Source organism: Streptomyces sp. NPDC030165 (assembly GCF_055573595.1).
In genome coordinates this window covers 13,601-40,315 of record NZ_JBVIBD010000012.1, presented here as the reverse complement: position 1 = coordinate 40,315, position 26,715 = coordinate 13,601, and the positions used below count along the sequence as shown (strand labels likewise).

17 protein-coding genes and 3 pseudogenes are annotated in these 26,715 nt (G+C 73.8%); 5 read left to right on the top strand and 15 right to left on the bottom strand.

Annotated elements, in window-relative coordinates; genetic code table 11:
- Positions 1 to 30 precede the first annotated feature (30 nt).
- Together ACZ4Z1_RS23020 and ACZ4Z1_RS23015 are read left to right on the top strand one after the other, a co-directional pair.
- The gene (locus tag ACZ4Z1_RS23020; RefSeq protein WP_468488479.1) at positions 31 to 765 is read left to right on the top strand and encodes a thioesterase II family protein; all 735 of its coding nucleotides are present in this window, start codon (positions 31 to 33) and stop codon (positions 763 to 765) included.
- Positions 762 to 3,134, top strand: a complete 2,373-nt coding sequence (locus ACZ4Z1_RS23015; protein WP_468488478.1) for a non-ribosomal peptide synthetase — start codon at positions 762 to 764, stop codon at positions 3,132 to 3,134. Before ACZ4Z1_RS23020 ends, ACZ4Z1_RS23015 begins: the two co-directional genes overlap by 4 nt.
- 97 nt (positions 3,135 to 3,231) lie before the next feature.
- On the opposite strand, the gene ACZ4Z1_RS23010 is transcribed toward ACZ4Z1_RS23015, so the two are convergent.
- The 15 genes and pseudogenes from ACZ4Z1_RS23010 to ACZ4Z1_RS22940 form a co-directional block, all read right to left on the bottom strand.
- Positions 3,232 to 4,092, bottom strand: coding sequence for a thioesterase domain-containing protein (locus ACZ4Z1_RS23010; protein WP_468488633.1), 861 nt, complete (start codon positions 4,090 to 4,092; stop codon positions 3,232 to 3,234).
- Positions 4,069 to 4,404 (bottom strand): annotated as a pseudogene (locus ACZ4Z1_RS23005) (phosphopantetheine-binding protein); the annotation flags it as partial. The pseudogene ACZ4Z1_RS23005 and the gene ACZ4Z1_RS23010, both read right to left, overlap by 24 nt.
- Positions 4,405 to 4,635: 231 nt before the next feature.
- Positions 4,636 to 5,298 (bottom strand): annotated as a pseudogene (locus ACZ4Z1_RS23000) (FkbM family methyltransferase); the annotation flags it as partial.
- Between the two features lie 60 nt (positions 5,299 to 5,358).
- Positions 5,359 to 6,714, bottom strand: a pseudogene (locus ACZ4Z1_RS22995) (amino acid adenylation domain-containing protein); the annotation flags it as partial.
- 73 nt (positions 6,715 to 6,787) lie between these two features.
- Positions 6,788 to 7,366: a cysteine dioxygenase family protein gene (locus tag ACZ4Z1_RS22990; protein WP_468488477.1), complete on the bottom strand. Its 579-nt coding sequence runs from the start codon at positions 7,364 to 7,366 to the stop codon at positions 6,788 to 6,790.
- Positions 7,367 to 7,475: 109 nt separating this feature from the next.
- Entirely contained in the window at positions 7,476 to 12,113 is a 4,638-nt protein-coding gene (locus ACZ4Z1_RS22985; protein ID WP_468488476.1) for a type I polyketide synthase, read from the bottom strand.
- Positions 12,110 to 13,285: a threonine synthase gene (locus ACZ4Z1_RS22980; protein ID WP_468488632.1), complete on the bottom strand. Its 1,176-nt coding sequence runs from the start codon at positions 13,283 to 13,285 to the stop codon at positions 12,110 to 12,112. Before ACZ4Z1_RS22980 ends, ACZ4Z1_RS22985 begins: the two co-directional genes overlap by 4 nt.
- A gap of 93 nt (positions 13,286 to 13,378) precedes the next feature.
- Positions 13,379 to 15,142 carry an ABC transporter ATP-binding protein gene (locus ACZ4Z1_RS22975; protein ID WP_468488475.1) on the bottom strand — a complete coding sequence of 588 codons (1,764 nt, stop codon included), beginning with the start codon at positions 15,140 to 15,142 and terminating at the stop codon, positions 13,379 to 13,381.
- The gene (locus ACZ4Z1_RS22970; protein WP_468488474.1) at positions 15,139 to 16,938 is read right to left on the bottom strand and encodes an ABC transporter ATP-binding protein; all 1,800 of its coding nucleotides are present in this window, start codon (positions 16,936 to 16,938) and stop codon (positions 15,139 to 15,141) included. Before ACZ4Z1_RS22970 ends, ACZ4Z1_RS22975 begins: the two co-directional genes overlap by 4 nt.
- Before the next feature lie 589 nt (positions 16,939 to 17,527).
- Positions 17,528 to 18,715 carry a cytochrome P450 gene (locus ACZ4Z1_RS22965; RefSeq protein WP_468488473.1) on the bottom strand — a complete coding sequence of 396 codons (1,188 nt, stop codon included), beginning with the start codon at positions 18,713 to 18,715 and terminating at the stop codon, positions 17,528 to 17,530.
- Positions 18,716 to 19,182: 467 nt separating this feature from the next.
- Positions 19,183 to 19,950, bottom strand: coding sequence for an oxygenase MpaB family protein (locus ACZ4Z1_RS22960; RefSeq protein ID WP_468488472.1), 768 nt, complete (start codon positions 19,948 to 19,950; stop codon positions 19,183 to 19,185).
- 104 nt (positions 19,951 to 20,054) lie between these two features.
- On the bottom strand, positions 20,055 to 20,456 hold the full coding sequence (locus tag ACZ4Z1_RS22955) for a DUF6545 domain-containing protein (RefSeq protein ID WP_468488471.1): 402 nt from the start codon (positions 20,454 to 20,456) through the stop codon (positions 20,055 to 20,057).
- Complete coding sequence (locus ACZ4Z1_RS22950) at positions 20,396 to 21,064, bottom strand: hypothetical protein (RefSeq protein WP_468488470.1); 669 nt, start codon at positions 21,062 to 21,064, stop codon at positions 20,396 to 20,398. Before ACZ4Z1_RS22950 ends, ACZ4Z1_RS22955 begins: the two co-directional genes overlap by 61 nt.
- A gap of 215 nt (positions 21,065 to 21,279) precedes the next feature.
- Positions 21,280 to 21,747, bottom strand: coding sequence for a hypothetical protein (locus ACZ4Z1_RS22945; protein WP_468488469.1), 468 nt, complete (start codon positions 21,745 to 21,747; stop codon positions 21,280 to 21,282).
- A 159-nt stretch (positions 21,748 to 21,906) separates the two neighbouring features.
- Positions 21,907 to 22,416 (bottom strand): helix-turn-helix domain-containing protein, encoded by a 510-nt coding sequence (locus tag ACZ4Z1_RS22940; RefSeq protein ID WP_468488468.1) that lies wholly within the window; start codon positions 22,414 to 22,416, stop codon positions 21,907 to 21,909.
- Positions 22,417 to 22,886: 470 nt separating this feature from the next.
- On the opposite strand from ACZ4Z1_RS22940, the gene ACZ4Z1_RS22935 reads away from it, so the two are divergent.
- The 3 genes from ACZ4Z1_RS22935 to ACZ4Z1_RS22925 all read left to right on the top strand — a co-directional run bounded on the left by ACZ4Z1_RS22935 (position 22,887) and on the right by ACZ4Z1_RS22925 (position 26,536).
- Complete coding sequence (locus ACZ4Z1_RS22935) at positions 22,887 to 24,083, top strand: PP2C family protein-serine/threonine phosphatase (protein WP_468488467.1); 1,197 nt, start codon at positions 22,887 to 22,889, stop codon at positions 24,081 to 24,083.
- An 88-nt stretch (positions 24,084 to 24,171) separates the two neighbouring features.
- Complete coding sequence (locus ACZ4Z1_RS22930; protein WP_468488466.1) at positions 24,172 to 24,732, top strand: PadR family transcriptional regulator; 561 nt, start codon at positions 24,172 to 24,174, stop codon at positions 24,730 to 24,732.
- A gap of 70 nt (positions 24,733 to 24,802) precedes the next feature.
- On the top strand, positions 24,803 to 26,536 hold the full coding sequence (locus tag ACZ4Z1_RS22925) for an acyl-CoA dehydrogenase family protein (RefSeq protein WP_468488465.1): 1,734 nt from the start codon (positions 24,803 to 24,805) through the stop codon (positions 26,534 to 26,536).
- Positions 26,537 to 26,715 lie beyond the last annotated feature (179 nt).

The following is a 26,715-nucleotide window of genomic DNA, read 5'->3' as shown; positions in this document are numbered from 1 at the left end:
CGCCCGTCCCCGGAGCAGAAAGAACCGCCCATGGCCACGTTGTCGCTCGTCTGTGTCCCCTTCGCGGGAGCCGGCGCCTCCTTCTTCCGCTCGTGGCGCGCCCCCGCCGCACCCGACATCGCACTGGTCCCCGTACGGCTGCCCGGACGGGAGCGGCTGATCGAGGAAGAGCCCCTGCGCAGCATCCCCGACGTGGTCCGCCGGGTCCTGCCCGAGGTGCTGGAGGGCACCGCCGGCACCCCGGTGGCCCTGTTCGGGCACAGCAGCGGCGGCGCCCTCGCCCACGCCCTGGCGCATGCGCTGGCGGCCCGTACCGGCACCGAGGTGGTGCGCCTCTTCGTCAGCGGGGCGTACGGCCCCGGCTCCCGGCGGGCGCGGCGCGCCACCGGCCTGCCCGACGAGCAGTTCCTGGAGCGCGTCCAGGAGTTCGCCGGAGCCCGCCATCCGGCCCTGGACGACCCGGCGATGCGCGAGCTGATCCTGCCCACGCTCCGCGCCGACGTGGAGATGTACGAGGACTACCGCCCGGACCCGGACACCGTCCTCCCGGTGCCCGTCACCGCGCTGCGCGGACGGGACGACGACTGCGTCAGCGCCGCCGAGGCCCAGGCCTGGTCGAAGACCACCGGACTCGGTTTCGAGTACGTCGAGCTGCCCGGCGGCCACATGTACCTGAACGACGCGGTGCCCGACCTGCTGAACGTCGTCCGCACGTCGACGGCCGACGCGCTCGCCCGGCGCGGCGACGCCCGGGAGGACGCGTGAACCCGGCGCCCGGCCCCGCCGACGGGGGAGCGCCGTTCGACTGGGGGCTGGGCGACCCGGAGGCGCCCGGGGAGCCCGGCGTCTGCGACATCCCGCTGCCGGCCGGCACACCGACCGGGGCCGCCGGGTGGTTCGCGGCGGTGAGCGCGGTGCTGTTCCGCTACGACACCCACGGGCTGCGGCGCGTCGTACCGCTGCTCCCGCTGTCCCTGCCTTCTCCGGCGGCGGACGCGCCGCGGGCGGGCCACGAACCGGTCGCCGGAGACGACACCCTGGGCAAACTGGCGGCCCGTCATACAGGGCAATCAGCAGCTGCGTTCGGCCTTCCGTCCCCGGCCGGCGGTGACACGTTCGCCCTGACCGTCACCCTCACCGACGGCCCGGACGACGCGCCGCTGCTCCGGATCACCCACGACCCCAGGCACGTGTGCGCGGACCTCGCGCGGCAGTGGGGCAGCCACGTCGCCCACGTCCACCGGCAGGTGCTCGGCGAGCCGGACCGCACGGTCGACGAGGCCGAGCTGTCCGACGCCGCCGAAGAGGCGCGGACCGTTGCCCTGGGACATGCGGAAACCCTGCGGACGACCCTCACCGGAACCGTCGTCGACGCGTTCGACGCGATGGCGGCGCGCGCCCCCGGCTCCGTCGCCCTCTCCGCATCCGACGGCACCGTACGCCTGACCTACGGCGAACTGCGCTGCGCCTCCGAACGGTTCGCGCACGGCCTGCGGGCCCTGGGCGTCCGGCGCGGCACCCGGGTCGGCGTCTGCCTGGAGCGGAGCGCCGCCCTGGTGGTCGCCCTGCTCGGCGTGCTGCGGGCCGGCGGCACCTACGTACCGATGGACCCCGATCACCCCGACGACCGGCTCGCGTACACCGTCGATGACGCGGACCTGGCGGTCGTCGTCACCGGGCGGACGGACTTCCCCGCGCGGAGAGAGACGCGCCGCGTGACGCCGGAGGACGTCACGGCGCGGGGCGCGGTGGACTCCGTACCCGTACCCGTACCCGGACGGGTGACGGCGGCCGACACCGCCTACATCATCTACACCTCCGGTTCGACGGGCCGCCCCAAAGGCGTCGTGGTGCCGCACCGCAACGTCTGCGCACTCGTCGACGCCACCCGCGACACCTACCGGCTCGGCGCCGCCGACACCTGGACCTTCTTCCACTCCAGCGCCTTCGACTTCTCCGTCTGGGAGATCTGGGGCTGTCTGCTCACCGGCGGGCACCTCGTCGTCGTCCCGTACTGGACCTCGCGCGATCCCCGCCGGTTCCTCGCCCTGCTCGCCGCGCACCGGGTCACCGTCCTCAGCCAGACCCCGTCCGCCTTCGCCCAGCTGGCCGAGGCCGACCGCCGCGAACCGGCCGACCTGGCCGTACGCCTGGTGGTGTTCGGCGGCGAGCCGCTCGACGCGCGGCTCCTGCTGCCCTGGTACGAGCGCCACCCGTCCGGCACCTGCCGGACGGTCAACATGTTCGGCATCACGGAGACGACCGTGCACGCCACCGCGCAGACCCTGACGCCGGAACTGGCGCGCCGCGGCAGCCGCTCGGTCGGCAGGCCGCTGCCCGGCTGGTACATCCGCGTGACCGACGCCCGCGGCCGGACCCTGCCCCCGGGCGTCGCGGGGGAGATCCTGGTGGGCGGCGCGGGCGTCGCCGACGGGTACCTGAACCGCGCGGACCTGACCGCGCGGCGCTTCCACGCCGACCCGCACGGCGGCGGCCGGGTCTACCGCAGCGGCGACCTCGGCAGACTGCGCCCCGACGGCACGCTGGAACACCTCGGCCGGCTGGACGGCCAGGTCAAGATCCGTGGCTTCCGCATCGAACCGGACGAGATCCGGTCGGTGCTGCGCGAGCAGCCGGGCGTACGGGCCGCTGCCGTGGCGGTCCGGCGGACGGGCGGCCAGGAGTCCGGATCGCAGCGACTGGACGCCTACGTCGTGCTCGACGGCGGCAGCGTCGAGGCGGTACGGGCCGGTGCGGCACGGCTGCTGCCCGGCCACATGATGCCCGCCACCTTCACCGCACTGCCGGAACTGCCGCTGACGCCCAACGGCAAGCTGGACGTGGCGGCCCTGCCCGACCCCGCCGAACGGCCCCGCACGCACGAGGACGCCGGGAGCGGCACCCCTCTCATGGAACGCATCAGGACGGTCTGGCAGGACACACTCGGCCTGCCCGTCGGCCTGGACGACGACTTCTACGAGCTGGGCGGCGACTCCCTGCAGGCCGTACGCATCGTCGAGACGATCAGGAACGACGGGGTACCGGACATCTCGCTGCGCCGGCTGCTGAGCCGGCCGACGGTCAGGGAGCTGACGGAGTCGCTGGACGAGACGGTGGGCGGAACGGCCCGCTGAGCCGCCGGCCGGCGGCACGCAAACGCAAAGAGGCCCGCCCGGCCGAGTGTCCTCCACTCGGCCGGGCGGGCCTTTTCGTGCGCGCGATCGCGGCTGGTCACGCGGGTGGGCCGACCACGGCGCCTTCCGTCAGCCGGGCCGCCAGCACCGGGCCGATCTCGGCCAGCGGTCCCGGCCCCGTCATGCCGCCGTGCGTGCATGCCACCGGGCGCACCCGCAGCTCTCCGGTCAGGTACGGCGCCCAGTCCGCCGCGCCCGGCGCGCCGGGCTCCCGGCCGACCGTGGCGGTGAACAGGTCCACGTCACCGTCGAAGACCATCGGCTTGAACACGTCCGCGAGGCCGGTGTTCTCCCGGAACGACCGCGCCATGGCGGTCACCTGCGCCTCGTCGAGACCGGCGAGGGCGGGGTCGTCGCGCACCGCCTCCGCGAACCCGGCGTACCCCGCACGCCGTACGGCACCACCGTCCCCGGACCCCGGGTACCCCAACGACCGCAGCAGCTCCCCGAACCCGTCGCCCGCACCGGCCCGGTGCGGGCGCGTCGTGGCGTGATCGTGCAGCGGGTAGGCGTCCAGCAGCGCGAGGAGCGCGACCTGTTCCCCCGCCTCCTGGAGCCGGGTGGCCATCGCGTGGGCGACCAGGCCGCCGAAGGACCAGCCGAGCAGGTGGTACGGCCCGGACGGCTGGACGGAGCGGATCCGCCGCACGTAGCGCCCGGCCATCTCCTCGACGCTCGCGGCCGGTTCACCGCCGCTCAGCCGCTCGTCCTGGAGGGCGTGCACGGGCTGCCGGTCGTCCAGGTGGCGCAGCAGCCCCGCGTACACCCAGCCGGCCCCGGCTCCCGGGTGCACGCAGAACAGGGGTGGACGGTCACCGCCCGGCCGCAGCGGGAGCAGTCCGGCCAGCGGGTCGGCGGCGTCCGTGCCGTGCGCCAGCCGCCGGGCGAAGCCCGCCACGGTCGGCGCCTCCAGCAGGCTGCGCAGGTTCACCTCGGCGCCGAACACCGAGCGGACCCGCCCGATCAGCGTGATCGCGAGCAGCGAGTGCCCGCCGAGCCGGAAGAAGTCGTCGTGGACACCGACTTCCGGTACGCCGAGCACCTCGGCGAACAGCGCGCAGAGCACCTCCTCGTCCGGTGTGCGCGGGGCGCCGCCGGCAGCGGTACGCCGTCCCGCGTGCGGCCGGGGCGCGGGCAGCGCCGCACGGTCCAGCTTCCCGTTGGGGGTGAGCGGGAACGCGTCCAGGACGACGAACGACGACGGCACCATGGGCGCGGGCAGGCGTTCCAGCGCGCTCCGCCGGACCTCGGCGACGTACCGTTCCGGATCGGACCAGGGCGGCTCGGCGAGCACCGGAGAGGACGACGTACCGTGCGTCGAGTCGCCGCCCGCCACTGTCCTCCCGCCGCCGCGTGTGGCGTAGACCGTGACCAGCCCGGTGCCGGTCAGCTCGGCCTGGGTGTCGACCGTGACGCGGAACCCCCGGCTCTCCAGGTGGCCCGTGAGCCAGCCGATCCGGCCCGGCACGTCGTGCGCCTCGATCACCAGCCGGCGGACCAGCGGCCAGTGCGCGTCGTCGAGCCCGCGCACGACCGCCACCTCGCTCTTCTCCGCGTCGATCTTCAGCAGGTCGATCCGGTCCACGCCCGTCTCGCGGATCACGTCCGAGAGGGTGCGCAGCGCGCAGCTGACCTCGGTGTGCCGCAGCCGTTCGGTGAGCAGCGCGTCGAGGTCGGCGGCCGTGCCGGGTGCGGGCCGGGCGTCCGCCGGAGCGGCGTTGCGGACGAACGCCTCCAGTACGCCGCGTTCCTGCGCCTGGTCACCGAAGCGCCCCGACATGATCGACAACTGCGGGTAGTACGTGAACACCGCCGTGCCCGCCGCCTCGGCGAGCCCGCACGGGAACAGCCGGGCGTCGACGCCGTGGATACGGGTGTTCAGCTCCAGCAGCCGGAACAGCTGCGGTACCGGCTCGAAGGCGTACACCACACTGCCGGGGCAGGACCGGGCGAGCGCGATCGAGGACAGCCCGATGTGCGCCCCCACGTCGAAGATCACGGCTCCTTCGGGCAGGTCGATACCGTTGCGCTGGTACTCGCGGCCCTCGAAGATCTCCCGGTACAGGAAGTCGGTCTCCGCCGGGTTGGGGGAGGCGACGGCCATGCCGTTGGGCAGGGTGTGCCGCTCCCGCGCGGTGAGTTCCCCGGCGGCCTCCAGACGGCACAGGGTGCGCAGCGGCGCCGCCGTACCGGCGTCCGGGACGAGGTAGCCGACGAGGCGGGTCCCGCCGGACCCGTCGGGCCCGGCCGTCACCAGCGCGTCGGCGACCGCCGGGTGCGCCGTCAGCGCGGCCTCCACCTCGCCCGGTTCGATCCGTACGCCGCCGACCTTCACCTGGTGGTCGGCCCGGCCCGCGTAGTCGAGGGACCCGTCGTGCCGCATCCTCGCCAGGTCCCCGGTGCGGTACATGCGGGAGCCGGGCGGACCGTACGGGTCGGCGGCGAAGCGCCCGGCGGTGAGCCCCGGACGGCCCGCGTAACCGCGCGCCAACTGCACGCCGGAAATGTACAGTTCGCCGGTCACGCCCGGAGCGACCGGCCGCAGGCCCGCGTCCAGGACGTACAGTCCCGTGTTCCAGACCGGCCGTCCGATCGGTACGGGCCCGGGCTCGTCGTCCGGCCGGCACGGCCAGGAGGACACGTCCACCGCGGCCTCGGTGGGCCCGTAGAGGTTGTGCAGCTCCGCACCGCCGAGCACGCCGAAGAACCGCTCCCGCAGCTCCCCGGAGAGCGCCTCGCCGCTGGCGAAGACCCGGCGCAGGGAGGTGCAGCGGGCCGCGGCGGGTTCGGCGGCGAACAGCCGCAGGACGGACGGCACGAAGTGGACGGTGGTGATCCGCTGACGCCGGATCACCTCGGCCAGGTACCGCACGTCCCGGTGCCCGTCGGGCTCGGCCACCACCAGGCACGCGCCGACGCACAGCGGCCAGAAGAACTCCCACACCGACACGTCGAAACCGGCCGGCGTCTTCTGCAGCACCCGGTCCTCGGCGGTCAGCGGGTAGGCGGCCTGCATCCAGGCCAGCCGGTTGACGATGGCCCGGTGCGGTACCGCGACACCCTTCGGCCGCCCGGTCGAGCCGGACGTGTAGATGACGTAGGCGGGATTGAGCGGGTGCGGGCGGAGGAGGGGCGGGGGGACGGCGGCGTGACGCGTACCGTCCGGGGCGTCCGCAGGCGCGTGCAGCAGCCGTTCGATGTCGGCAGCCGTCAGCACCAGCAGCGGCCGCGCGTCCTCGATCATCGACCGGACCCGCTCGGCCGGCTGCTCCGGATCGACGGGCAGGTACGCCGCACCGGCCCGCTGCACGGCGTGCAGGGCGGTCACCAGCCCGGCCGACCGGGGCGCCGACACCGCGACGACCGTCTCGGGACCGGCACCCCGCGCGGCCAGCGCCCGGGCCAGCCGCTCCACCCGGGCGTCCAGCTCCGCGTACGTCAGCCCGGTGCCGTCCGCGCCGACGAGCGCGAGGGCTTCGGGCGTCCGCGCGGCCTGCGCGGAGAACAGGTCCGGCAGGGTGCCGGCGCCGACGGCGCGCGTCTCCCCGCGCAGCCCGTACGACGTGGTCTCCACGGATCCACTCGCCACGGTCTCACTCCTCACGATGTCGGATCAGGCCGGCGGATGCCCGTACGGGCAGGTCGTAACGCCGGCGGATGCTGGTGCCGGTACGGCTGAGGTCGGCGCCGTACACGTGCAGCGAGACCGCTGTGCCGTCGGCCGCGTTGCGGACCTCGTGGATGTCGCCCGGCGGTGCGACGAAGGCGACGGTGCCGGGCCCGTTCGTACTGCGGCCCGAAGGCACCAGGCACCGGCCCGTGCCGTCGTCCGCGAGCCGGTACTGCTGCTCCTCCTCGACGCCGCGGTACGTCCCCGTGACGCACCAGGCGACGTGGTCGTGGACGCAGGTCCGCTGGCCGGGCAGCCACACGAGCGCCACGACCGAGAACATGCCGTCCGGTTCCGCGTGCAGGAGGTGCTGCCGGTAGTCCAGCGGATCGGCTTCGCACTGGGCCGCGGTCAGCAGCCCGGGGTGCCGCAGATGCGCGGCCAGGGCGTCGGCGACGCGCTGCCCGGCCACCTCGGGGATGCCGCTGCCGGGCGCGCGCAGGGCCGTACGGATGTCCGCGACGAGCCGGGCCAGACGCGGTGTGAGCGGGGGAGCGGACATGCTGGACACCCCTTCGGGCAACGGGACGCACACGGGTACGGAGTGCGCAACAGCGGCGTTAGGGGGTACGGAGCGTGCGGCGCTGACGGCGCGCCCGTGTGTCCGCCCCTCAGGACTGCCGGCGCGCCCGGGACCGGGCCATCCGGCTCTGCTGGTGCTGCCGGCGTGAACTGGCCCGGTTCTTGACCTCGTCCAGCGACTGCCGGGTGTCCTCGGCGGGACCGGTGGCGGCCCCGTCGACCAGGGCCGCCAGGCGCGCGACGGTCAGCGCCTCGTAGAGCTGTGCGACCGTCAGCGTGGCACCCAGCGTCTTGTTGACCGTGGCGACGAGCTGGATGGCGACCAGCGAGCTGCCGCCGAGGTCGAAGAAGCTGTCGTCGACGCCGACCCGGTCGATACCGAGCAGTTCCTGCCACGCCGCGCACAGCTGCCGCTCGGTGGCGCCGCGGGGCGCCGCGTACGTACTGGCGACCTCGGGGCGCGGATGGACCGACCGGGGCGCGCCCAGACCGGCCACCCGCTCGTCGCTCTCCGGGGCCTCGGCCGAGAGCGTGAACGCGTTCTCGATCAGGCTCCGCGCGTCCACGGGAGACACGATGAGCTGCGGCTCCTCGGACGAGGACAGGGCGCGTTCCAGTGCGAGCAGCGCGTCGGCGGGCGCCATGCCGCGCTCCGCCAGGTCCTTGCCGCGGGCGTCGGCGAGCGCGTCACCGAGGTCGGTGGCGGCCGCCATGCCGACATCCCGCCACGGCCCCCAGTCCACCGTGACCACCCGGCGCGCGGGCGCGTCCGGTCCCGTACGGGCGTGGGCGTACGCGTCGAGGAAGCTGTTGGCGGCGACGTAGTCCACCAGCCCGAAGTCGCCCACATTGGCGGCGTTGGAACCGAACAGGGCCAGGAAGTCGAGCCGCTGCCCGGACAGGGCGTGCTCCAGGTTGAGCGTTCCGGCGACCTTGGGCCCCAGGACGGCGGCGGCCTCGTCGGGGGTCTTGAGCTGGATGAGACCGCCGCCGGCCAGACCCGCCGCGTGGAACACCCCGTCGACGCGGCCCCACTTGCCCAGAACCTGCCCGACCGCGTCCCGCGTCCGGGCCCGGTCGCAGACGTCCGCCTGGACCACCAGCACCTCGGCGCCCTGCCGCGCCATGCCGTACAGCGCGCGGACGACCTCGCCGGTCCGGCCGCCGTCCGGCCGGTCGAGCCACCGGTCCCACTCCGGTTGGGGCGGTACGGGCGTGCGCGCGAGCAGCGCCAGTTTCCGCCCGGGCCGGGCCAGGTGCGCCGCCAGCGCCAGCCCGAGCCCGCCGGTGCCGCCGGTGATCAGGTAGACCCCGTCGTCCCGCAGGACCGAGGCCCCGGCCGCCGGTGCCGGCAGTGGCGCCGGGGGACAGGTCCGGATCCAGCGGTGCGCGCCTCGGTACGCGACGTCGGCATGCTCCGGCGGCACCGCGAACTCGCGGACCAGCTGGTCGGTCAGCCGCTCGGAGGGCGGCCCGTCGAGCACCACGTCGACGCTGCGGCAGGCCAGCGCCGGGTGCTCGCGCGGGATCACCCGGCACGGGCCGAGCACGGTGGCCTTGAGCGGCATGAGCGGTTCGGTGCCGGTGACGTCGTGCAGGCCGTTGCCGACCGTCCAGATCCGGCAACCCGGCCGGTCCGGCAGGCCGTTGAACGCCTGCGTGAGCAGCAGCAGACTCTCGAAGCCCAGCCGCAGCGCACTGGTGTCGGCCGCGGACCGGTGCGCGTCGGTCGCCTCGGTGACCGTCCAGCAGTGGGCGATGTGCGTGGGCGGACGGCCGTCCCCGTGAGCGGTCCGCAGCAGGCGCGCGTAGTGGTCCGCGTCCCCGGGGCCGATCGTGAACCGGCCGCCCTCCTCCTGCGCCCAGCCGCCGCCCGCGGCGACCGTCGCCGCCTCGGCGCCGTCCTGCCGCAGCCGGGCGGCCAGCGCCGCGCCGAGCCCCGTCGGGTCGGTGAACACCAGCCACCGCTCACCGGCGCGGCCCCGTGAGGCGGCCGGCAGGGGCGCGCGCTCCCAGGACGGCACGTGGAACCAGTCGGCGATGTCCGTACGCCGGGCGGCCGGCCGGGCGGCGGGCAGGCCGCCGGCACGCCGCTCCAGCCAGTACCGCTGCCGCTGGAACGGGTACGAGGGCAGCGCGACGCGGCGCCGCCGCTCCTCCCCGTACACACCGGCCCAGTCGGGCTCGCGCCCGGCCAGCCAGAGCTGCCCCAGCGCCCGCCGGAGCGCCTCGGCCGGATGGCGGGCGTCGCGGCGGTGCGGCAGCGAGGACGTGATCAGGCGGGCGGCGCCGCCGGTGACGATGCGCCGCGCCAGACTGCTCAGCGTCTGCCCGGGGCCGACCTCCAGGAGCACCAGGTCCGGGTCGGCGGCCAGGGTGTCCACCCCGGCGACGAACTCCACGGGTGCCAGGATGTGCTCTCCCCAGTACGCGGGATCCTGCGCCTGCTCGTCCGTGATCCAGGTGCCGGTCACGTTCGAGACGAAGCGGACGCCGGGGGCCTTGCGCGGCACCGCGGCGACGGCGGCGGTGAACTCCGCCACCATCGGCCGCATCAGCGCGGAATGGAAGGCGTGCGACGTGGCGACGGGCTGGGTGACGATGCCGCGCGCGCCGAGCCGGCCGGCGAACGCCCGCACCGCGTCCGTCGGTCCCGACACCACACAGTCCTTCGGACCGTTGTGCGCGGCCAGCGCGACGCCGTCGGGCAGCAGGGGAACGACGGTCGCCCGGTCGGCCACCACGCTCACCATCGACCCCGTACGCCGCTCCTGCATCAGCTTCCCGCGCAGCGCCACCAGCCGCAGCGCGTCCTCCACCGCGAACACGCCCGCCAGGCACGCGGCGACCAGCTCGCCGAGGCTGTGCCCGAGCAGCGCGGCCGGCCTGACGCCCCACGACTCCCACAGCTGGGCCAGCGCGTATTCGAGGACGAACAGCGCGGGCTGCGCCGCCTCGGTCCGTTCGAGCGCGGCGACCGTGTCCGGCGCGTCCCCGTCGCCGAACATCAGCCCGACCACATCCACACCGGTGCCGCCGTCCGCCAGCACCTCGGCACACCGGTCCACGGCCCGCCGGAACACCGGCTCCTCGGCGTACAGCTCCCGCGCCATGCCGGGGAACTGGCCGCCCTGCCCGCTGAGCAGGAACGCCACGCCCGGCGAGCCGCCGGCGCAGTGCGCGTCGGCGACCCGCGCCGGGTCCCGCGCCTCCAGGGCCCCGGCCGCCGCCGCGCCGTCGGGGGCCGTGACCGCCCGCCGGTACGGGAAGCGGTTGCGGCCCACGGCCGTGGTGTACGCGGCGTCGGCGAAGTCCAGGTCGCCGTCGCGCAGCCGTCCGGCCGTCCGCTCGCTCAGCTCCTCCAGCGCTTCCGGGGACCGCGCGGACAGCACCAGCAGCTGCGCGGAGCGCCCGGAACCCTCGGCCGGGACGGCGGCCGGCGCTTCCTCCAGCACCACATGGGCATTCGTGCCGCCGAACCCGAAGGCGCTGACGCCCGCGCGCCGCGGCGCCGCCGACCGGGGCCAGGCGGCCGTCTCCCGCTGGACGGCGAAGGGCCCGCCGACGAAGTCGATGCCCGGATTGGGGGACGTGAAGTTCACGCTGGGCGGCAGGGTCTCGTGCCACAGCGCGAGCACCGTCTTGATCAGGCCGGCTATGCCCGCCGCCGCGTCCAGGTGCCCGATGCTCCCCTTGAGGGAGCCCAGGGCCACCGAGCCCGGCGCGACCCCCTCGTACGCCTTCGCCAGGGCCCGCAGCTCCACCGGGTCGCCGAGCGCCGTGCCGGTGCCGTGCGCCTCGACGTAGCCGACCGAGTCCGCCGCCACCCCGCCGTCCCGCAGCGCCGCGCCGATCACCCGCGCCTGGCCCGCCACGGTCGGCGCGGTGAACCCGGCCTTGACCGCGCCGTCGTTGTTGACGGCCGACCCCTTGACCACGGCGTAGACCGTATCCCCGGCCGCCAGCGCGTCGTCGAGGCGCTTGAGGACGACCGCGCCCGCGCCGCTGCCGAACACCGTGCCCGCCGCGCGGGCGTCGAACGGCCGGCAGTGCCCGTCGGGGGAGAGGAACGAGCCCTCCTGGTGCAGGTAGCCCCGCTCCTGGTCCAGGTTGACGAACACCCCGCCGGACAGCGCCATGTCGCACTCCCGCTCGCGCAGCGCACGGCACGCGAGGTGCACCGCGACGAGCGAGGTGGAACACGCGGTGCGCAGCGAGACCGCCGGGCCGCGCAGGTCGAGCTTGTAGGCGACCCGCGTGGCGAGGAAGCCCAGCTCGTTGCCGAGCAGCACCTGCGTACCGCCGGCGGTCTCCACGACCTCGGGGTGCGAGTGGATGTTGGCCAGGTAATTGTTGGTGCCCGCGCCCGCGAACACCCCGATGTCGCCCGTGACGTTCTCCGGCCCGTAACCGGAATGCTCCAGCGCTTCCCAGGCCGTCTCCAGGAAGACCCGGTGCTGCGGGTCCATCAGTTCCGCCTCGCGCGGCGTGTAGCCGAAGAATCCCGCGTCGAAGAGGTCGAGGTCCGCCATACAGGAACCGGCCCGCACGAAATTCGGCCGCGCGATCTCCCCGGGCTCCGCGCCGGCCGCCAGCAACTGCTCCTCCGTGAAGAACGAGACCGCTTCCACCCCGTCCCGCACCTGTGCCCAGAATTCCCGCAGATTCCGCGCCCCGGGAAACCGGCCGGCCATGCCGACGACGGCGATGTCCCGTTCCCGGCTCATACGCCGTCACCCGCTGTGGTCCGGCTGCGCCCGGTCAGATTGACGAGCACCGTCGCGTCCTTCCCGATCCGTCCCGCCGCCGCTTCCGCGCGCACCGCCGCGATCGTCGCCGCCGACGCGTAACACACGTCGAGGCCCTCCAGCCCGGCCAGCATCCGCCGCGCCTCGACCAGTTCGGCCCGGGACGCCGAGACGATCGCACCGCCGGTCTCCGAGGCGATGCGGTGCAGGTACGGGTAGTACGGCGCGCCGTCACCGAGCAGGATCGCCGTCGCCAGCCCGGTGGGACGCTCGATCCGGTCGGCCTCGGTCAGCTCCGTACGGCCCTCCCGCCAGCCCTTCGCGGCCGGGGCGCAGGACTCCTCCTGGACCATCAGGAAGCGCGGCATCCGGTCGATCCGGCCGGTCTCCAGGTATTCCCGCATGCCCTTGTGCGCGGCCAGGAAGCCCATTCCGCTGCTGATGGCCTGCACGACGACGTCCGGGGTACGGTCCATCGCGTCCAGGGCTTCCAGGTAGGCCAGCTTGAGCCCTTCGCGGCGGGCCCAGTTGAAGAATCCCGCGTCGAGATGCAGCCGGTGTTCCGCGGCGAATGCGCGAGCCTCGGCGGACGCGTCCACATACGTTCCCGGAACGACGGTCAGCGAAATCTGCTCGCTCTCCTCCATGGCGTGATTGCTGACGAATTCCGCCCCGCAGAAGAAATGCGCCCGCATCGCGGGATCCCGCAGCACCGCACGGGCGAGCGCCGTGGAGCTGTTGCCCGTGCTGGAACCGACGAATTCCTTCACCCCGAACTGCCGCAGCACCGCCAGTACGACGGAAGCCAGCCGGTCCTTGGTGGTGCCGGTCGGCTGCCGCGACTCGTCCTTGACCCACAGCCCCGGCACCCCGATCGCCGCACCGAGCCGCGGCGCCGGACGGCACGGCGTACGGACGGTCACCCGGCTGTCCAGGAACCCCGGGGAGGTGAGCGGCAAGAAGTCGAAGTAGACCCGCTCGGGATCGTCCTCGTGGACGCGCGGGGCGGCGCCCGCGAGCTCGTAGCGGGGCTCCAGCGCCCCCGAACACTGCGGACATCGGTAGACCGGCGCCGGTTCCAGCTCGGCGGCACAGCACACGCACACGAGCACGAACTTCGCACCCGCGCCCTTCTCGTTCACGGCGGCCATAGGCACGGCAACGTCCCCTCGTGCAGCGGAAAGATTCGGTACCCGAACGAGGGCGCCCCGGCCACCGGCCTGGAGGCGCCCTCGTGTCTGCGGTCAGTCCTCGCCGTTCCAGGACCGCCAGAGCGCCGCGTACGGGCCGTTCGCGGCGATCAGTTCCTCGTGGGAGCCCAGCTCGACGATGCGGCCCGCCTCCATGACGGCGACCCGGTCGGCGTCATGGGCGGTCTGCAGCCGGTGCGCGATGGCGATCACCGTACGGTCCGAGCGGACCGCGGCCATCGCCCGCTCGGCGTGCCGCGCCGTCGTCGGGTCCAGCATCGAGGTGGCCTCGTCGAGGATGAGCGTGTGCGGGTCGGCCAGCTCGACCCGGGCCAGGGTCAGCTGCTGGGCCTGCGCCGCGTCCAGGTGGACACCGCCCGTGCCCAATATGGTGTCCAGCCCGTCCGGCAGCGTGCGCGCCCAGTCGGCCTCGACCAGCGCGAGCGCCGCGAGCAGCGCGTCGTCACCGGCGTCCGGCGCCGCCATCGTCAGGTTGTCCCGCAGCGTGCCCATGAACACGTGGTGCTCCTGGGTGATCAGGACGACCCGGTTGCCCAGCTCGTCCGCCGCGGCCAGCTCCGCCACCGGCACCCCGCCCACCAGGACCGACCCCGACTTCGGCGTGTCCACGCCGGACAGCAGCTTGCCGAGGGTGGACTTCCCGGCCCCCGAGGCGCCGACCAGGGCCAGCCGCTCGCCCGGACGCACCGTCAGGTCGACGTCGTGCAGCACGTCGTGGGTGCCGGACGCGTAGGCGTAGTGCACCCCGCGCACCTCGATACGGTCGTCGGCCGGCTGCCGCACCCCGGTCGCCGGCGCACCGGAGACCAGCCCGACCCCCTTGATGCGGGCCAGCGAGGCGCCGCTGCGCTGCAACTGCTCCACCCAGGTCAGCGCGCGGTCGAGCGGGTCGACGAGCTGCCACATGTAGAGGCTGCCGGTCACCACCACACCGAGGCCGACCGTCCCGTCGAGGTACGCGAACCCGCCCACCAGCAGGATCAGCGCCGTGGGCAGCGAGTGCGCGAACTCGGTGACGGGGAACAGCACCGTCCGCAGCGACAGCGTGCGCCGCCCGGCCCGGTAGGTGGTGTCCACGGCCCGGTCCGCCTCCCGCACCCGCCGTTCGCGCAGCCGGAACGCCTCGACGGTACGGGCGCCCTGCGCGGTGGCGTTCAGCGCCTCCGCCACCCCGGCGGCGGACGCGCCCTCGGCGAGGTAGGCGTCCCTGGCCCGCTCGAGGTACCAGCGGCTGACCGCCCACACGACGGGCAGCCCCACCAGCGCGCACAGCCCCAGCAGCGGGTGCAGCACGAACACCGCGACGAAGATGAACAGCACCTGCACGGCCGCGATGAACACGTCCGGCGCGGCGTTGCGCAGCGTCGCGGCGACCGTACCCACGTCCGTCGACGAACGCGTCACCAGGTCACCGGTGCTGACCTGCTCGACGATCCGGGCCGGCAGCGCCAGCGTGCGGTCCACGACCTCCTCGCGCAGCCGGGCCAGCGCCCGCTCGCCGAACCGGTGCGAGAAGTAGCGGGCGTACCGCGTCAGCACCAGCTGCGCCAGCGCGAAGCCCAGCACACCGAGCGCCAGAAGGTCGACCTGCGACGGCGACGCGTCACCCGCCTCGACCCGGCTGACGATCCGGCCCAGCAGCCACGGCCCGGCCAGACCCGCCAGCGACGCGAGGCAGGTCAGCGCGATGACCCTGACCATGGCCGGGCCGTCGTCCTTGAGCAGCTGCCCGGTGGCCCGCCGTACTTCGGCGGCGTCCGCCACCGGCAGCCGCCATGCTTCCCGTGTGCCGCTCATCGGCCGGCTCCTTCCCTGACCTCCGGCGTCCGGCCGGCCGGCTCGCCGTCCTGGTTGCCGGCCGGTTCGCTGCCGCGGAAGACCAGGGCCCGGTAACCGGGCTCACGCGCGAGCAGTTCGCCGTGCGTGCCCTCGGCGGCGACCCGGCCGTCCACCAGGTAGCAGACCCGCGCCGCCCGGTCGAGCAGCAGCGGCGACGTGGTCACGACGAGCGTGGTACGGCCCTGCCGGGCCGCGTCCACCCGCGCCGCGACGGTGGCTTCGGTGTGCGCGTCCAGCGCCGAGGTGGGCTCGACGAGCAGCAGCACCTCGGGGTCGGCGAGCAGCGCCCGGACCAGCCGCAGCCGCTGCCGCTGGCCGCCCGAGACGTTGCGCGCCTGGTTGTCCAGGCGCGAGTCGAGCCCCTCGGGCAGCGCTTCGACGATGTCGTCCGCGACGGCGGCCGTCACCGCCCGCCCGATGTCCGCGTCCGGATGGCCGTCGCGTACGGAGACGGCGGACCGCAGCGGGCCGCCGAACAGGTACGCGTCGTTGTCGGACAGCAGGATCCGGCGGCGCACCGTGTCGAGCGGTACGTCGGCCAGCCGTACGCCGCCCCAGGTGACCTCGGAGTCGGTGTACCGGCCCAGCCGTTCGACCACCGCGTACGCCGCGTCGGACCGGGCGCAGGCCAGCGCCGTCAGCTGCCCGGCGGGAAGTTCGAGACCGGACTCGGGGTCGTGCAGGCCGGCCGGCCCGGCCGGCGGCTCCACCAGGCCCGCGCGGTCCTCCTGGTCCGGCCGCATCGCCAGGATGCCGGCGACCCGCCGGGCGGAGACCAGGCCGCGCGGCAGGTCGTCGGCGCCCTCGATGAAGAACGAGACGGGCACCAGCAGCGCGGCGACGTATCCGTACACCGCGACCATCTCGCCGACCGTGATCGCGCCGCCGGCCGCCATCCGCGCGCCGATCCAGGTGACCGCGGCCAGGAACAGCACCGGCAGGCAGACACCGAGCGCCTGCACCCAGCTGGTCAGCGCGGCGACCCGGTAGCCGTGGGTCAGCAGCGCCTGGGAGCGCTCCCGGTAGCGCCGCGCGAACATCGCCTTGCCGCCGATGCCGTTGAGCACGCTCAGCCCGGTGACCATGTCGCCCGCGCGGGCGGTCAGCGACGCCTGCTCCTCGCGGTAGGTCCCCTCGGCGCCGTGCAGCTTGCCCAGCAGCGGCCCGATGGTCACCGCCAGCAGCGGCACACCGAGCAGCACCACCAGCGCCAGCACGGCGGAGATGCTGAACAGCAGCACCGCGGTGGCCGCGTAGGCGATCACCGCGCCGACACCGGGCCCGGTGATGGTCAGGGTCTGGGCGACCCGGCCGATGTCACCCGCCTGGAGGTGGGTCAGCTCACCGGCCGACACCTTGCGCGGCAGCGCCGCCCCCAGCCGCGTCATCTGCCGTACGAGGACCTGCACCGTCCGGTACGCCGCGTCCACCCGGATCAGTGTCATGGTGCGGTGGCGCAGGATGCCCAGGATCGCGATGGCCGCGCCGAGCACAAGGATCACCCCGACCCAGAACACCAGCTCCCCGGTGTCCCGCCCGCGCAGGCCGCTGTCGATCGCCCGCGACATCAGGTAGGGGGGCAGCATCAGCGCGCACATCCAGGCGCTGCCCCACAGCGCGCCGAGCAGCACCCGCTTACGCTGCATCACGACCAGCCACCACAGATACCGCAGGGGACTGCGGCAGTCGGGCGTTCCGGGATCGGCGTACGGCACCCGGTCCGGGAAGGCGGGCAGGTCTGGTCCTTCGGGCATCTCGCCGTCCTCGCATACGAATGGATGCATCGGGGTGGGGGGTGGTCTTCGCGCGCCGCCGCACGACCGGTCGTCGCGGGCCGCTCGTCGCCTGGGCCGCCGTGGCCTGGTCAGCCGGCTGTGCGCGGGCGGCTGTCCCGGTCCGCGTCAGGGCGCGGACCGGCCATGGCATCGGACGGGGAGGAGAGGAGCCGATGGCACCGGCGGCAGGGGCGAATAGGTGCCGGCAACGGCGGGCGGCGACGCCCGGATCCGTCACGGGCGCCCCTGTGGGCACACTGTTGCAGCGTCCAGCCATATTCTTAGGACGCCCCGCCCTTGTCAAGGGAGTACGTGGGACGAGGTACCCGCCCTGACGGGGGAGTTCACCTCCGGGCCGGCGGACCGCCGGCCGCGGCACGGTGCGCGGGGTGTTCGGTGTGCTGCGGTACATCGTCGTGATCCTCGCTCGGCCCGGCCCGGCGTCGGGCGCGCCCGGCCACGCGATCATCATGGACCCTCCCGCGTACGGACCCCGGACGCCGCGCGCCCGGCACACCCGCCGGACGGGGCGGGCGTGCCGGGCGCGCGGAAGCGGACCGAGGGCCTCTCACCAGGCGACGGGCAGCGATTCCAGGCTGAACTGCCGCGTCTGCGCGGACCGGAAGCGGATCTCGTCCGGCGGCACCGCGAGCCGCAGTCCGGGGAAGCGGCGCAGCAGCGCCGGGTAGGCGGCGGCCATCTCCATCTTGACCAGCGGCGCGGCGACGCAGTGGTGGATGCCGTACCCGAACGCCATGTGCGGCCCCGACTCCCGGGTGATGTCGAAGCCGTCCGGCGTGTCCCCGCCCTGCGCGCGGTTGACGGCGAACACGGAGCAGGCCACCCTCTCACCGGTCTTGATCACCTGGTCCCCGAGGGTCACGTCCGCCACGGCGGTCCGGGGCGTCACGGTGTGGATGACGGTGACGTAGCGCAGCAGTTCCTCCACGGCCCGGTCGGTCAGCTCCGGCCGCTCCCGCAGCAGCGCGAGCTGGTCCGGGTGGTCCAGCAGCGCCAGCATGCCCAGCCCCAGCATGCTGGAGACCTGCAGGAACCCGTCGGACACGAAGGTCGCTCCGATCCCCGCCAGCTCCTCGTCGCCGATGTCCGCGCCGTGCTCGCGCACCACCGCGCCGAACAGCCCGTCGCCGGGGTCGCGGCGCTGCCGGCGCGCGAGCTCGACCATGTACGCCCAGTACGCCTTCCCGGTGGCCGTCCGCTGTTCCGGGGACCCGGCGTCGTTCTGGGAGATGTCCAGGTAACGCGCCAGCTCCGCCCGGTCGTCCCGGGGAATGCCCAGCAGTTCGCAGGTGATCAGTCCCGCCATGGGCCAGGCGAACTGCCGCATGAAGTCGGCCGGCTGCCCGACGCGTTCCATGGTGCCCAGGCACTCCGTCACGACCTCGTGGATACGCGGCGCGAGCCTGCGCGTGCGCCGCGCCGTGAACTCCGGGGCGACCATCCTGCGCAGGCGGGTGTGGTCGGGCGGGTCGCACGTCAGCAGGTTCCCCGGCAGGGCCGGGGTCCCGGTCCCGTCCTCGCCGATGTCGGGCAGCGCGGAGCTGAACCGTTTCAGGTCGCCGAGCACCTCCCGTACCTCGGCCTCGCCGGTGGCGAGCCACTTCACCCGGCCGAAGGCCCCGAAGTCGATGTCGGCCTCCGTCAGCGGCGCCTCCTTCACCTGCCGGCGCAGTTCGGGGTCCGGGTCGAAGCGGTTCCGGCGCAGGTGTACGGGCACCTCGCGGGGCTGGGTCATCCTGACATCCCTTCTCCGTCGGGCGGCGCGGATCACCGCCGCGGGAGCACGCCGACGGCAGAGGTGTGCAGGCGGGCAGCGGCTGAGGGCGACCGTTCACCGCGCAGTCGGCGCCGGCCCCCGAGGAGGGGTGGCCGGTGGCCGGCGCCGGGTCCGGTCCTCGTGTCCGTCCGTGCCCGGCGACCGTGCCGAGCCGGCATCTCCGCGTCCGTGACACGACGTATTCCGCGTGACCCGCGCAATACCGGGCGCACCGTGGGAATACGCATCCGCCGCCGACCGGTGATTTTCCGCGAATTCGACAACCGATTGCCTTCACTTTGCGGTCACCCGAGTACCCGGTCAACCGCAGCCAGTTGGACGGACAGGCGAGCGAGGAAGGTGTCCAACCGGCTCTTTCGCCCGCGTTGGACGACGCGGGCAGGCTTCGAGGGAAAGACGGCCCCGGCGGCCGGGCCCTCGGGCGCTCAGCCGAGATCGCGTACGACGGGCGGCAGGTCCGGCCGGTAACCGGGGTCGGCGTGGGCGCGCCGATTGCGCCGGGCCCGCAGCCGCATACCGCCTTCGACCAGGGCACGTACGGGAGCGGAGGGCCGGCGGGCGCCGACGGCCCGGCGCAGCGGCTCGTCCAGGAAAGCGTCGGCGGCGGTACGGACGAACGGGCCGAACGGGGCCGGGAAGAAGCGGCGGATCAGCATGCCGCGGGTGACGGCCCACAGTTCCGCGGACGCGGGTGTGGCGGCGAACCGCCGCCGCTCGAAACGGTCGGTCCAGCCGGCGAAGGCGTCCCAGGTCGCCGGAACCCCGTGTATACCCATCCGCTCGGCCAGTCCGACGTAGAAGGCGTGGGACGCGGCTTTTTCCGCCGCGGTCGTGGCACGCCACGCATAGGCGTCGCACCAGCGCATCGGTGCGACATCGAAACAGGAAAGCACGTACCGGAAGGCGTCGTCTCCGATGCGCCAGCGGGAATGAATGCGATTGAGGGCGGCCACGGTCTCGGCGCCCTGTGCGCTGTCCAGCCCGGCGGCGAACAGCTGGTGCATCATCAGTCCGGTGGTCTTGGCGCGTACTTCCGCCTGCCCGGTCATCTTGCCGGTGGACACCAGCAGTTCGGCGATCTCGGGTACGGCGAACGTCCGGTAGAAGCCGATGTTGAGCCCGAACGCCAGGTCCTCGCTGAAGTCGTGCCGGACCAGACGCCGGTAAACGCTCTGCGCCTCAGCCAACGGCATGACCGCACCACCGTACGGGGGCCCCGCCGGGTACCCCGCACCTCGCTCCGCCCGGCCTCCCACCCCGTCAACCATCTTCCCCCCCATCGCCTGCCGTCACCCTCTCAAGCGGTCTCGGCCGGCACGCGCGTGACGAACGGCCCCTGAAGGTGCCGGGTCACGAGCACGAGATGACGGCGCTCGTCGGCGGGAGCGACATCCGCCCCCGGCGTGTGGACACAGTGCCGCACCGGCCGCTGCCGCCCCCGGAGCGCGCGAAGGCCGCCCACGAAGGCCGCAGCCGCGACCGCGGCCTCCTTCTCCTGCGGCGTCATGTCCGCGTACTCGTCCGCACACCGGCGGGCGGCCACGACCACCTCCTCCGGGACCCACGGACGCAGCGCGAGCTGCCCGTCGCGGATCTCCCGCGTACGGCGGGTCAGCCGCCACTCCAGGTCCCGTGCGGTCAGCCACTCCGCCCACGGCCGCCGCGGCCCGTCCAGCGCCAGCCGCCCGTCCACCCGCATGGCCGCCGTCCACGGGGGCCGCAGGGCACGGTAGTCGGCGCGCCGCTGACGCCAGCCGGCAGCGGCGGCGCCCGCCCAGCCCACCGCGAGGACCAGGCAGCCGACGCACCCGAAGAGCGGCTGACGACGGATCCCACCGGGTCCAGGACGTGGGTGCCGGCCGCCGCGGCGCCGATGGCCACGCACTTGGTGAGGCAGTAACCGCCGATCAGCCCGCTGCCGACGGCCAGGCACCGCAGGCTCCGGCGCAGCAGCCGCTGCGTGGCCACGGCGGCCGCGTGCCCCCAGCAGGTACGGCCCAGCTGCCACAGCCCCCACGCGAAGGCCGCCTGGTAGATCAGCAGGAAGGCGAGGACCGGCGGCTCCGCCGCGTACGTGGTGTCCAGGGGAAGCGAACTGTCCAGGCCCGGCGGGAAGAAGGCGAACAGCGCGACCATGGCCGCGATCACCGGCCCGTACACCCACCCGACCGTGCGCCGCACCTCCGCCCGCACCGCCGCGTACGGAACGGCCCACGCCTGCTCCCCGGCCCGCCGCCGCGCGGGCGGCGCCCACAGCAGGACGAGCACGACGGCACCGGCGCTGAACAGCAGCCGCGCTACGTACACGATCAGCAGGCCCAGGAAAACTGACGCCGGACGACGTGTTGACGACGGCCGCCACGGCGGGGGCCGAGCACAGGAAGGAGACGGCCGTGACGGCCGAGGCCGCCGCCATGACCAGCAGCGCCGGGAAGCGCTGCCGTCGCCGGGCGTGCGACTTGACGACGGCCAGCACCACCCACAGCGCGCCGATGGCCAGGTAGAGACAGGTGGCGACGAGGTCATACATGCCGGCTCCCGCGGTGCTCCAGCGACGTGACGACCGAGGGGCTCGCCGCCTCGTCGGGGGCCAGCGCGAGCCGCTGCCACAGCAGGGTGCCGAGGATCTCGGCCTGCTCCTCCGCCGGGTCGATGTAGTGCGAGCGGCCCAGGACCAGCCGGGCCACGCCCGGGTCCAGCGCGTCGAGTTCGGGGACGTGGGCGAGCAGGAGGTGGGCGATCTCGTGGCAGATGATGTGCGCCTGGTGCGCCTCGCTGGTGTGCAGCGGGTAGTGGATCCGGTCCTCGGTCAGGCGCTGTTCGAAGCGTCCGGACCGCTCACCGAGTGCCGTCTCCCGCGCGAGAAGCACGATCGCACGCCCGCGCCGCTCCCCGAGACGCTCGCACAACTCCCGTACGGTGGAGTACGGCGGCAGGTCGGCCTGCTCCAGCAAAGCCCGGCACTTGCGCCGGGCGCCACGTAACCCCACGAACGCGCTCTCCTGTCCCTCGGGCAACCGCCAGCGAACCGCACGCCCGACGGGTAAGTGCGCGGCGCTCACGATTCCCCTCCCGTCCCGGCGGACTCAACGGCATAGCACAACCCGCCGCCCCCACGCAGCCCCCGTCCGCCCCGGTACCCTCTCCGCTCAGCCACGTACGCCCTCGTCACCGCCGCCCAGCCCGATGGCCTTGCGCAACTGCTCGATGACGGCCCGCACCGGCCCCCGCATGGCCGGCGGCAGCTCAGCGGCCCCCTCGGCGATCTGCCGTACCTCTTCGTCGTCGAGGAGCCCGGCGTACCGGGCGTCCGCCGCGCCCCCGGCGGCCCGGTGCGCGATCTGCTGGGGGCGGCCCGCACGGTGCGTCTCGATCATCCGCAGATTGCGTTCGACGGACCGTACGGCGGGGTGGTCGGCCGGGCTGAGGAAGTAGTCCGTGGACACCCCGAACAACCGCGCCAGGCGCCCCGCGTTGACCAGACTCGGCACGGACTGCCCCTTGCGGAGCTTGCCCACGTACTGGTTGGACAGGCCGGTGTGCCGGCCGATCTCGATGTCCGTGTACGGCCGCCCCTGGGCAGCCGGATGGATCACGTCGATCAGACGCCGCAGACGCCGGGCGAACAGCTCCGCGTCCGGCTCGGGAGGGGACGACATGGCCGCATCCTAGCCCGCACACCCGGACACCAGTACCCCTCAACACCCCGGCAAGTAAACGGCAGTAGAGACCCCGAAAAGAATGCCCCCACCTCTGACCTGCCCTTTCCGAACAGCCTCCGCCTATTGGTTGACACGGCCCGACGACCTGCGCAAGATCGGTCCCCTACGAGCGGAACCACGGCCTCTGCACCCCGCTCGCCGCACGGCTTCTCACCCTCCGCGGGGGAGGGGGTGAAGCCGTGCCCCGCATCCTGCCGACGCGCCTCCTCATGGCATGTGCAAGCGGACTGGCCGACGGGCATATCTCCTGCGCAGGGTGCAGGAGAGGTCAAGGCCGGTCGGTAGTGCCCCTCGCGTGATCCGTGTCCGTCGGTTCCGCTCGGTTGCCGACATCTGGCCGGGACGGGCCGGGCGGTGGTGCGGCTGCTCGTGGTGACCTTCCGTGCCGTGAGGCAGGAGGAGGGCGTATGGGCCGGGAGCGCGATCGCAGGTGGCTGCTGTTCGCGCTGATTCCGGGTGTTCCCATCGCAGTCGGCGATCTCGCCCTGGGTGCGGCGCACAGCCTGGCCGGGCTGCTGCTGACCTGTACGCTGCTGGCCGCCACCCGGCTCGACGGTCCCCGTACCGGCGCTGTCGCCCTGTACGTGGTGCTCCTGGCCGTCGGTGTCGCGGTATGGGAGGGCGGTCTCGGTGAACGGGACGTGCCGGTGCGGCTGACCGTGCTCGCGCTGGGCGGTGCGTACGCCACCCGGAGCGCCGCCCAGCGGGTCTCCCGGGAAGGGGAACTGGCCGAGACGTCGTCTGTGGCCCAGCGTGCCATCCTCCAGCCCACCTCCTTCCGGCTCGGTGGCGTGGCCGTGTGCGCCCGCTACCACTCCGCTTCGCCGCAGGCCCCGCTCGGCGGAGACCTGTACGCCTTCGCGCACACTGCCGCCGGCCTGCGCCTGCTGATCGGTGACGTGCGCGGCAACGGTCTGGAGGCCGTGCGCCTGTCGGCCGCCGCGATCGGCTTCTTCCGGGACAGCGCCTACACGCACCCCGACCTGCCCGCCGTCCTGGACGCCACCGACCGGCGTCTGGCACCCCTGCTCGGCGCGGAGGACTTCGTCACCGCCCTGGCCGCCGAGTTCCGTACCACCGGCCGGCCCGCGGCCACCCGGGTCGGCCTGGCCAACTGCGGTCACCACCCGCCCCTGCTCGTACCCGCCGGTGCCCTGCCCCGCCTGCTCGTCCCGGCCGAAACGACCACCCCGCTGGGCCTGCACCCCACGCCGGTCGTCCAGGAAGCCGTGCTCGGCCCCGGCGACCGCATGCTGTTCTACACCGACGGTCTGGCGGAGGCCCGCAGTCCGCAGGGCGACATGGTCGATCTCGCCGGTCTGCGGTCCGCCTGCTCACGGGCGGCGCTCGACGAGGCGGCCGACGCGGTCCAGGAGGCCCTGCTCCGCCACACGGACGGCGCCCTCGCCGACGACGTGGCGTTCATCCTGGTGGAGTCCTGCCCGGCGGTGCCCCCGCAGGACGTCCGGGGCGCATCCAGTGGGCGGGGCCGGGCCGCCCCGGCCGGCACCGCCTCGTACGACCCCCTCCGCCCGTACCGCAAGGAGTGGCGCGGCCCGCGGCTGTCCGGGCCGGACGCCCGGTCCGGCGTTCCCGACCGCTGAGCACGTCCGGAGCACCGGGCGGGTGACCCGCGTCTCACCTGCGCGGTGCCGCTTGTCTATGCAACTCGTTGCATAGCAGGATCGGGGCATGGCGCTCGACCACGCGATCCTCGTCTCCCTGCTGGAGAAGCCGGGCTCCGGCTATGAGCTGGCCCGGCGGTTCGAGCGGTCCATCGGCTACTTCTGGACCGCCACCCACCAGCAGATCTACCGCGTCCTCAAGCGGATGGAGACCGACGGCTGGGTCGACGTCCGCGAGGTGCCGCAGCAGGGGCGGCCGGACAAGAAGGAGTACTCCGTCGCCGCCCGCGGGCGCACCGCCCTCTCCTCGTGGCTGCACGAGCCGATCGAGCCCGAGAGCGTACGGCACGACCTCGCCGTCAAGATCCGTGGCGCGGCCTTCGACGACCCGTCCGCGCTGATCCGCGAGGTCGAACGGCACCACCAGGCGCACACCGACCGGCTCGCGCACTACCTGGCGGGGGAGCGGCGCGACTTCACCGGCCCCGGAGCGCCCGCGGTCCTCGACGCCGGGCAGCAGCTCCAGCACGTCGTCCTGCGCGGCGGCATCGCGTACGAGCGGATGACCATCGCCTGGCTGGAGGACGTGCTCGCCACGCTCCACGGCCTCGCACGACCCGAGGGGTGAGCGGGAGCGGCCCCGACGCCCTCCCCGTATCCCGACCCCGAGCCCACCCGACCCCCGAAAGGCGGACCCCATGGCCGACCCGCTGCTCTTCAACCCGCGTACCTACGACCCGGCGCACTTCGACCCGGAGACCCGCCGGCTGCTGCGCGCCACCGTCGACTGGTTCGAGAACCGCGGCAAGCGCCGGCTCATCGAGGACTACCGCTCCCGTGCCTGGCTGGCCGACTTCCTCGCCTTCTCGGCCAAGGAGGGCCTGTTCGCCACCTTCCTCACCCCGGCCTCCGCTGTCGGCGAGCAGGCGGACGGGCCCTCGGACAAGCGCTGGGACACCGCCCGCATCGCCGCCCTCAACGAGATCTTCGGCTTCTACGGGCTCGACTACTGGTACGCGTGGCAGGTCACCATCCTCGGCCTCGGCCCGGTCTGGCAGAGCGACAACGCCGCCGCCCGGGCCCGCGCCGCCCAGCTCCTCACGGACGGCGAGGTGTTCGCCTTCGGCCTGTCGGAGAAGACGCACGGCGCGGACATCTACAACACCGACATGCTGCTGGAGCCCGACGGCAACGGCGGATTCCTGGCGAGCGGCGCCAAGTACTACATCGGCAACGGCAACGCCGCCGGACTCGTCTCCGTCTTCGGCCGCCGCACCGACGTCGAGGGCCCCGACGGGTACGTCTTCTTCGCCGCCGACAGCCGCCACCCGGCGTACCACCTGGTGAAGAACGTCGTCGACTCCTCGAAGTACGTCAGCGAGTTCCGCCTGGAGAACTACCCGGTCCGGCCGGACGACGTCCTGCACACCGGCCGCGCCGCCTTCGACGCCGCGCTCAACACCGTCAACGTCGGAAAGTTCAACCTCTGCACCGCCTCGATAGGCATCTGCGAGCACGCGATGTACGAGGCCGTCACCCACGCCCGCAACCGCATGCTGTACGGCCGTCCCGTCACCGCTTTCCCGCACGTGCGCCGCGAGCTGACCGACGCCTACGTACGCCTCGTCGGGATGAAGCTGTTCAGCGACCGCGCCGTGGACTACTTCCGCTCCGCCGGACCCGACGACCGCCGCTACCTGCTCTTCAACCCGATGACGAAGATGAAGGTGACCACCGAGGGCGAGAAGGTCATCGACCTGATGTGGGACGTCATCGCCGCCAAGGGCTTCGAGAAGGACACCTACTTCGCGCAGGCCGCCACCGAGATCCGCGGCCTGCCGAAGCTGGAGGGCACCGTCCACGTCAACCTCGCGCTGATCCTCAAGTTCATGGGCAACCACCTGCTGAACCCGGCCGAGTACGCGCCCGTGCCGACCCGTCTCGACGCGGCCGACGACGCCTTCCTCTTCCGCCAGGGCCCGGCCCGCGGCCTGGGTGCCGTACGGTTCCACGACTGGCGCGCGGCCTACGACGCGTACGCCGAGGTGTCCAACGTCGCCAGGTTCCGGGAGCAGGCGGACGCCCTGTGCGAGTTCGTCACCACCGCGGCCCCCGACGAGGAGCAGAGCCGCGACCTCGACCTGCTGCTCGCCGTCGGCCAGCTGTTCGCGCTGGTCGTCCACGGCCAGCTGATCCTGGAACAGGCCCGCCTGACGGACCTGGACACGGACGTCCTGGACGAACTGTTCGCCGTCCTCGTCCGTGACTTCTCCGCGCACGCCGTCGAGCTGCACGGCAAGGACTCGGCCACCGGGGCCCAGCAGGACTGGGCCTTGTCCGCGGTCCGCCGCCCGGTCGTCGACGAGGCCCGCTCCGCGCGTGTCTGGGAGCGCGTGGAGGCCCTGTCGGGGGCGTACGAGATGGCGCCGTAACGGCTGAGGGACGAAGACGGCCCCGCTCCGGACACGGGCGGGGCCGCCCCGCTGCGTCCGTGCGGGGCGGGTGCAGCGGGCGGCACACCGGGAGCATTCAGGAACTGGCCCCTCCAGTGCGACTTTTGGACAAAAGACTCACGCGTCCCGCACATCGTGCTCCGGCACGCCATGCTCAG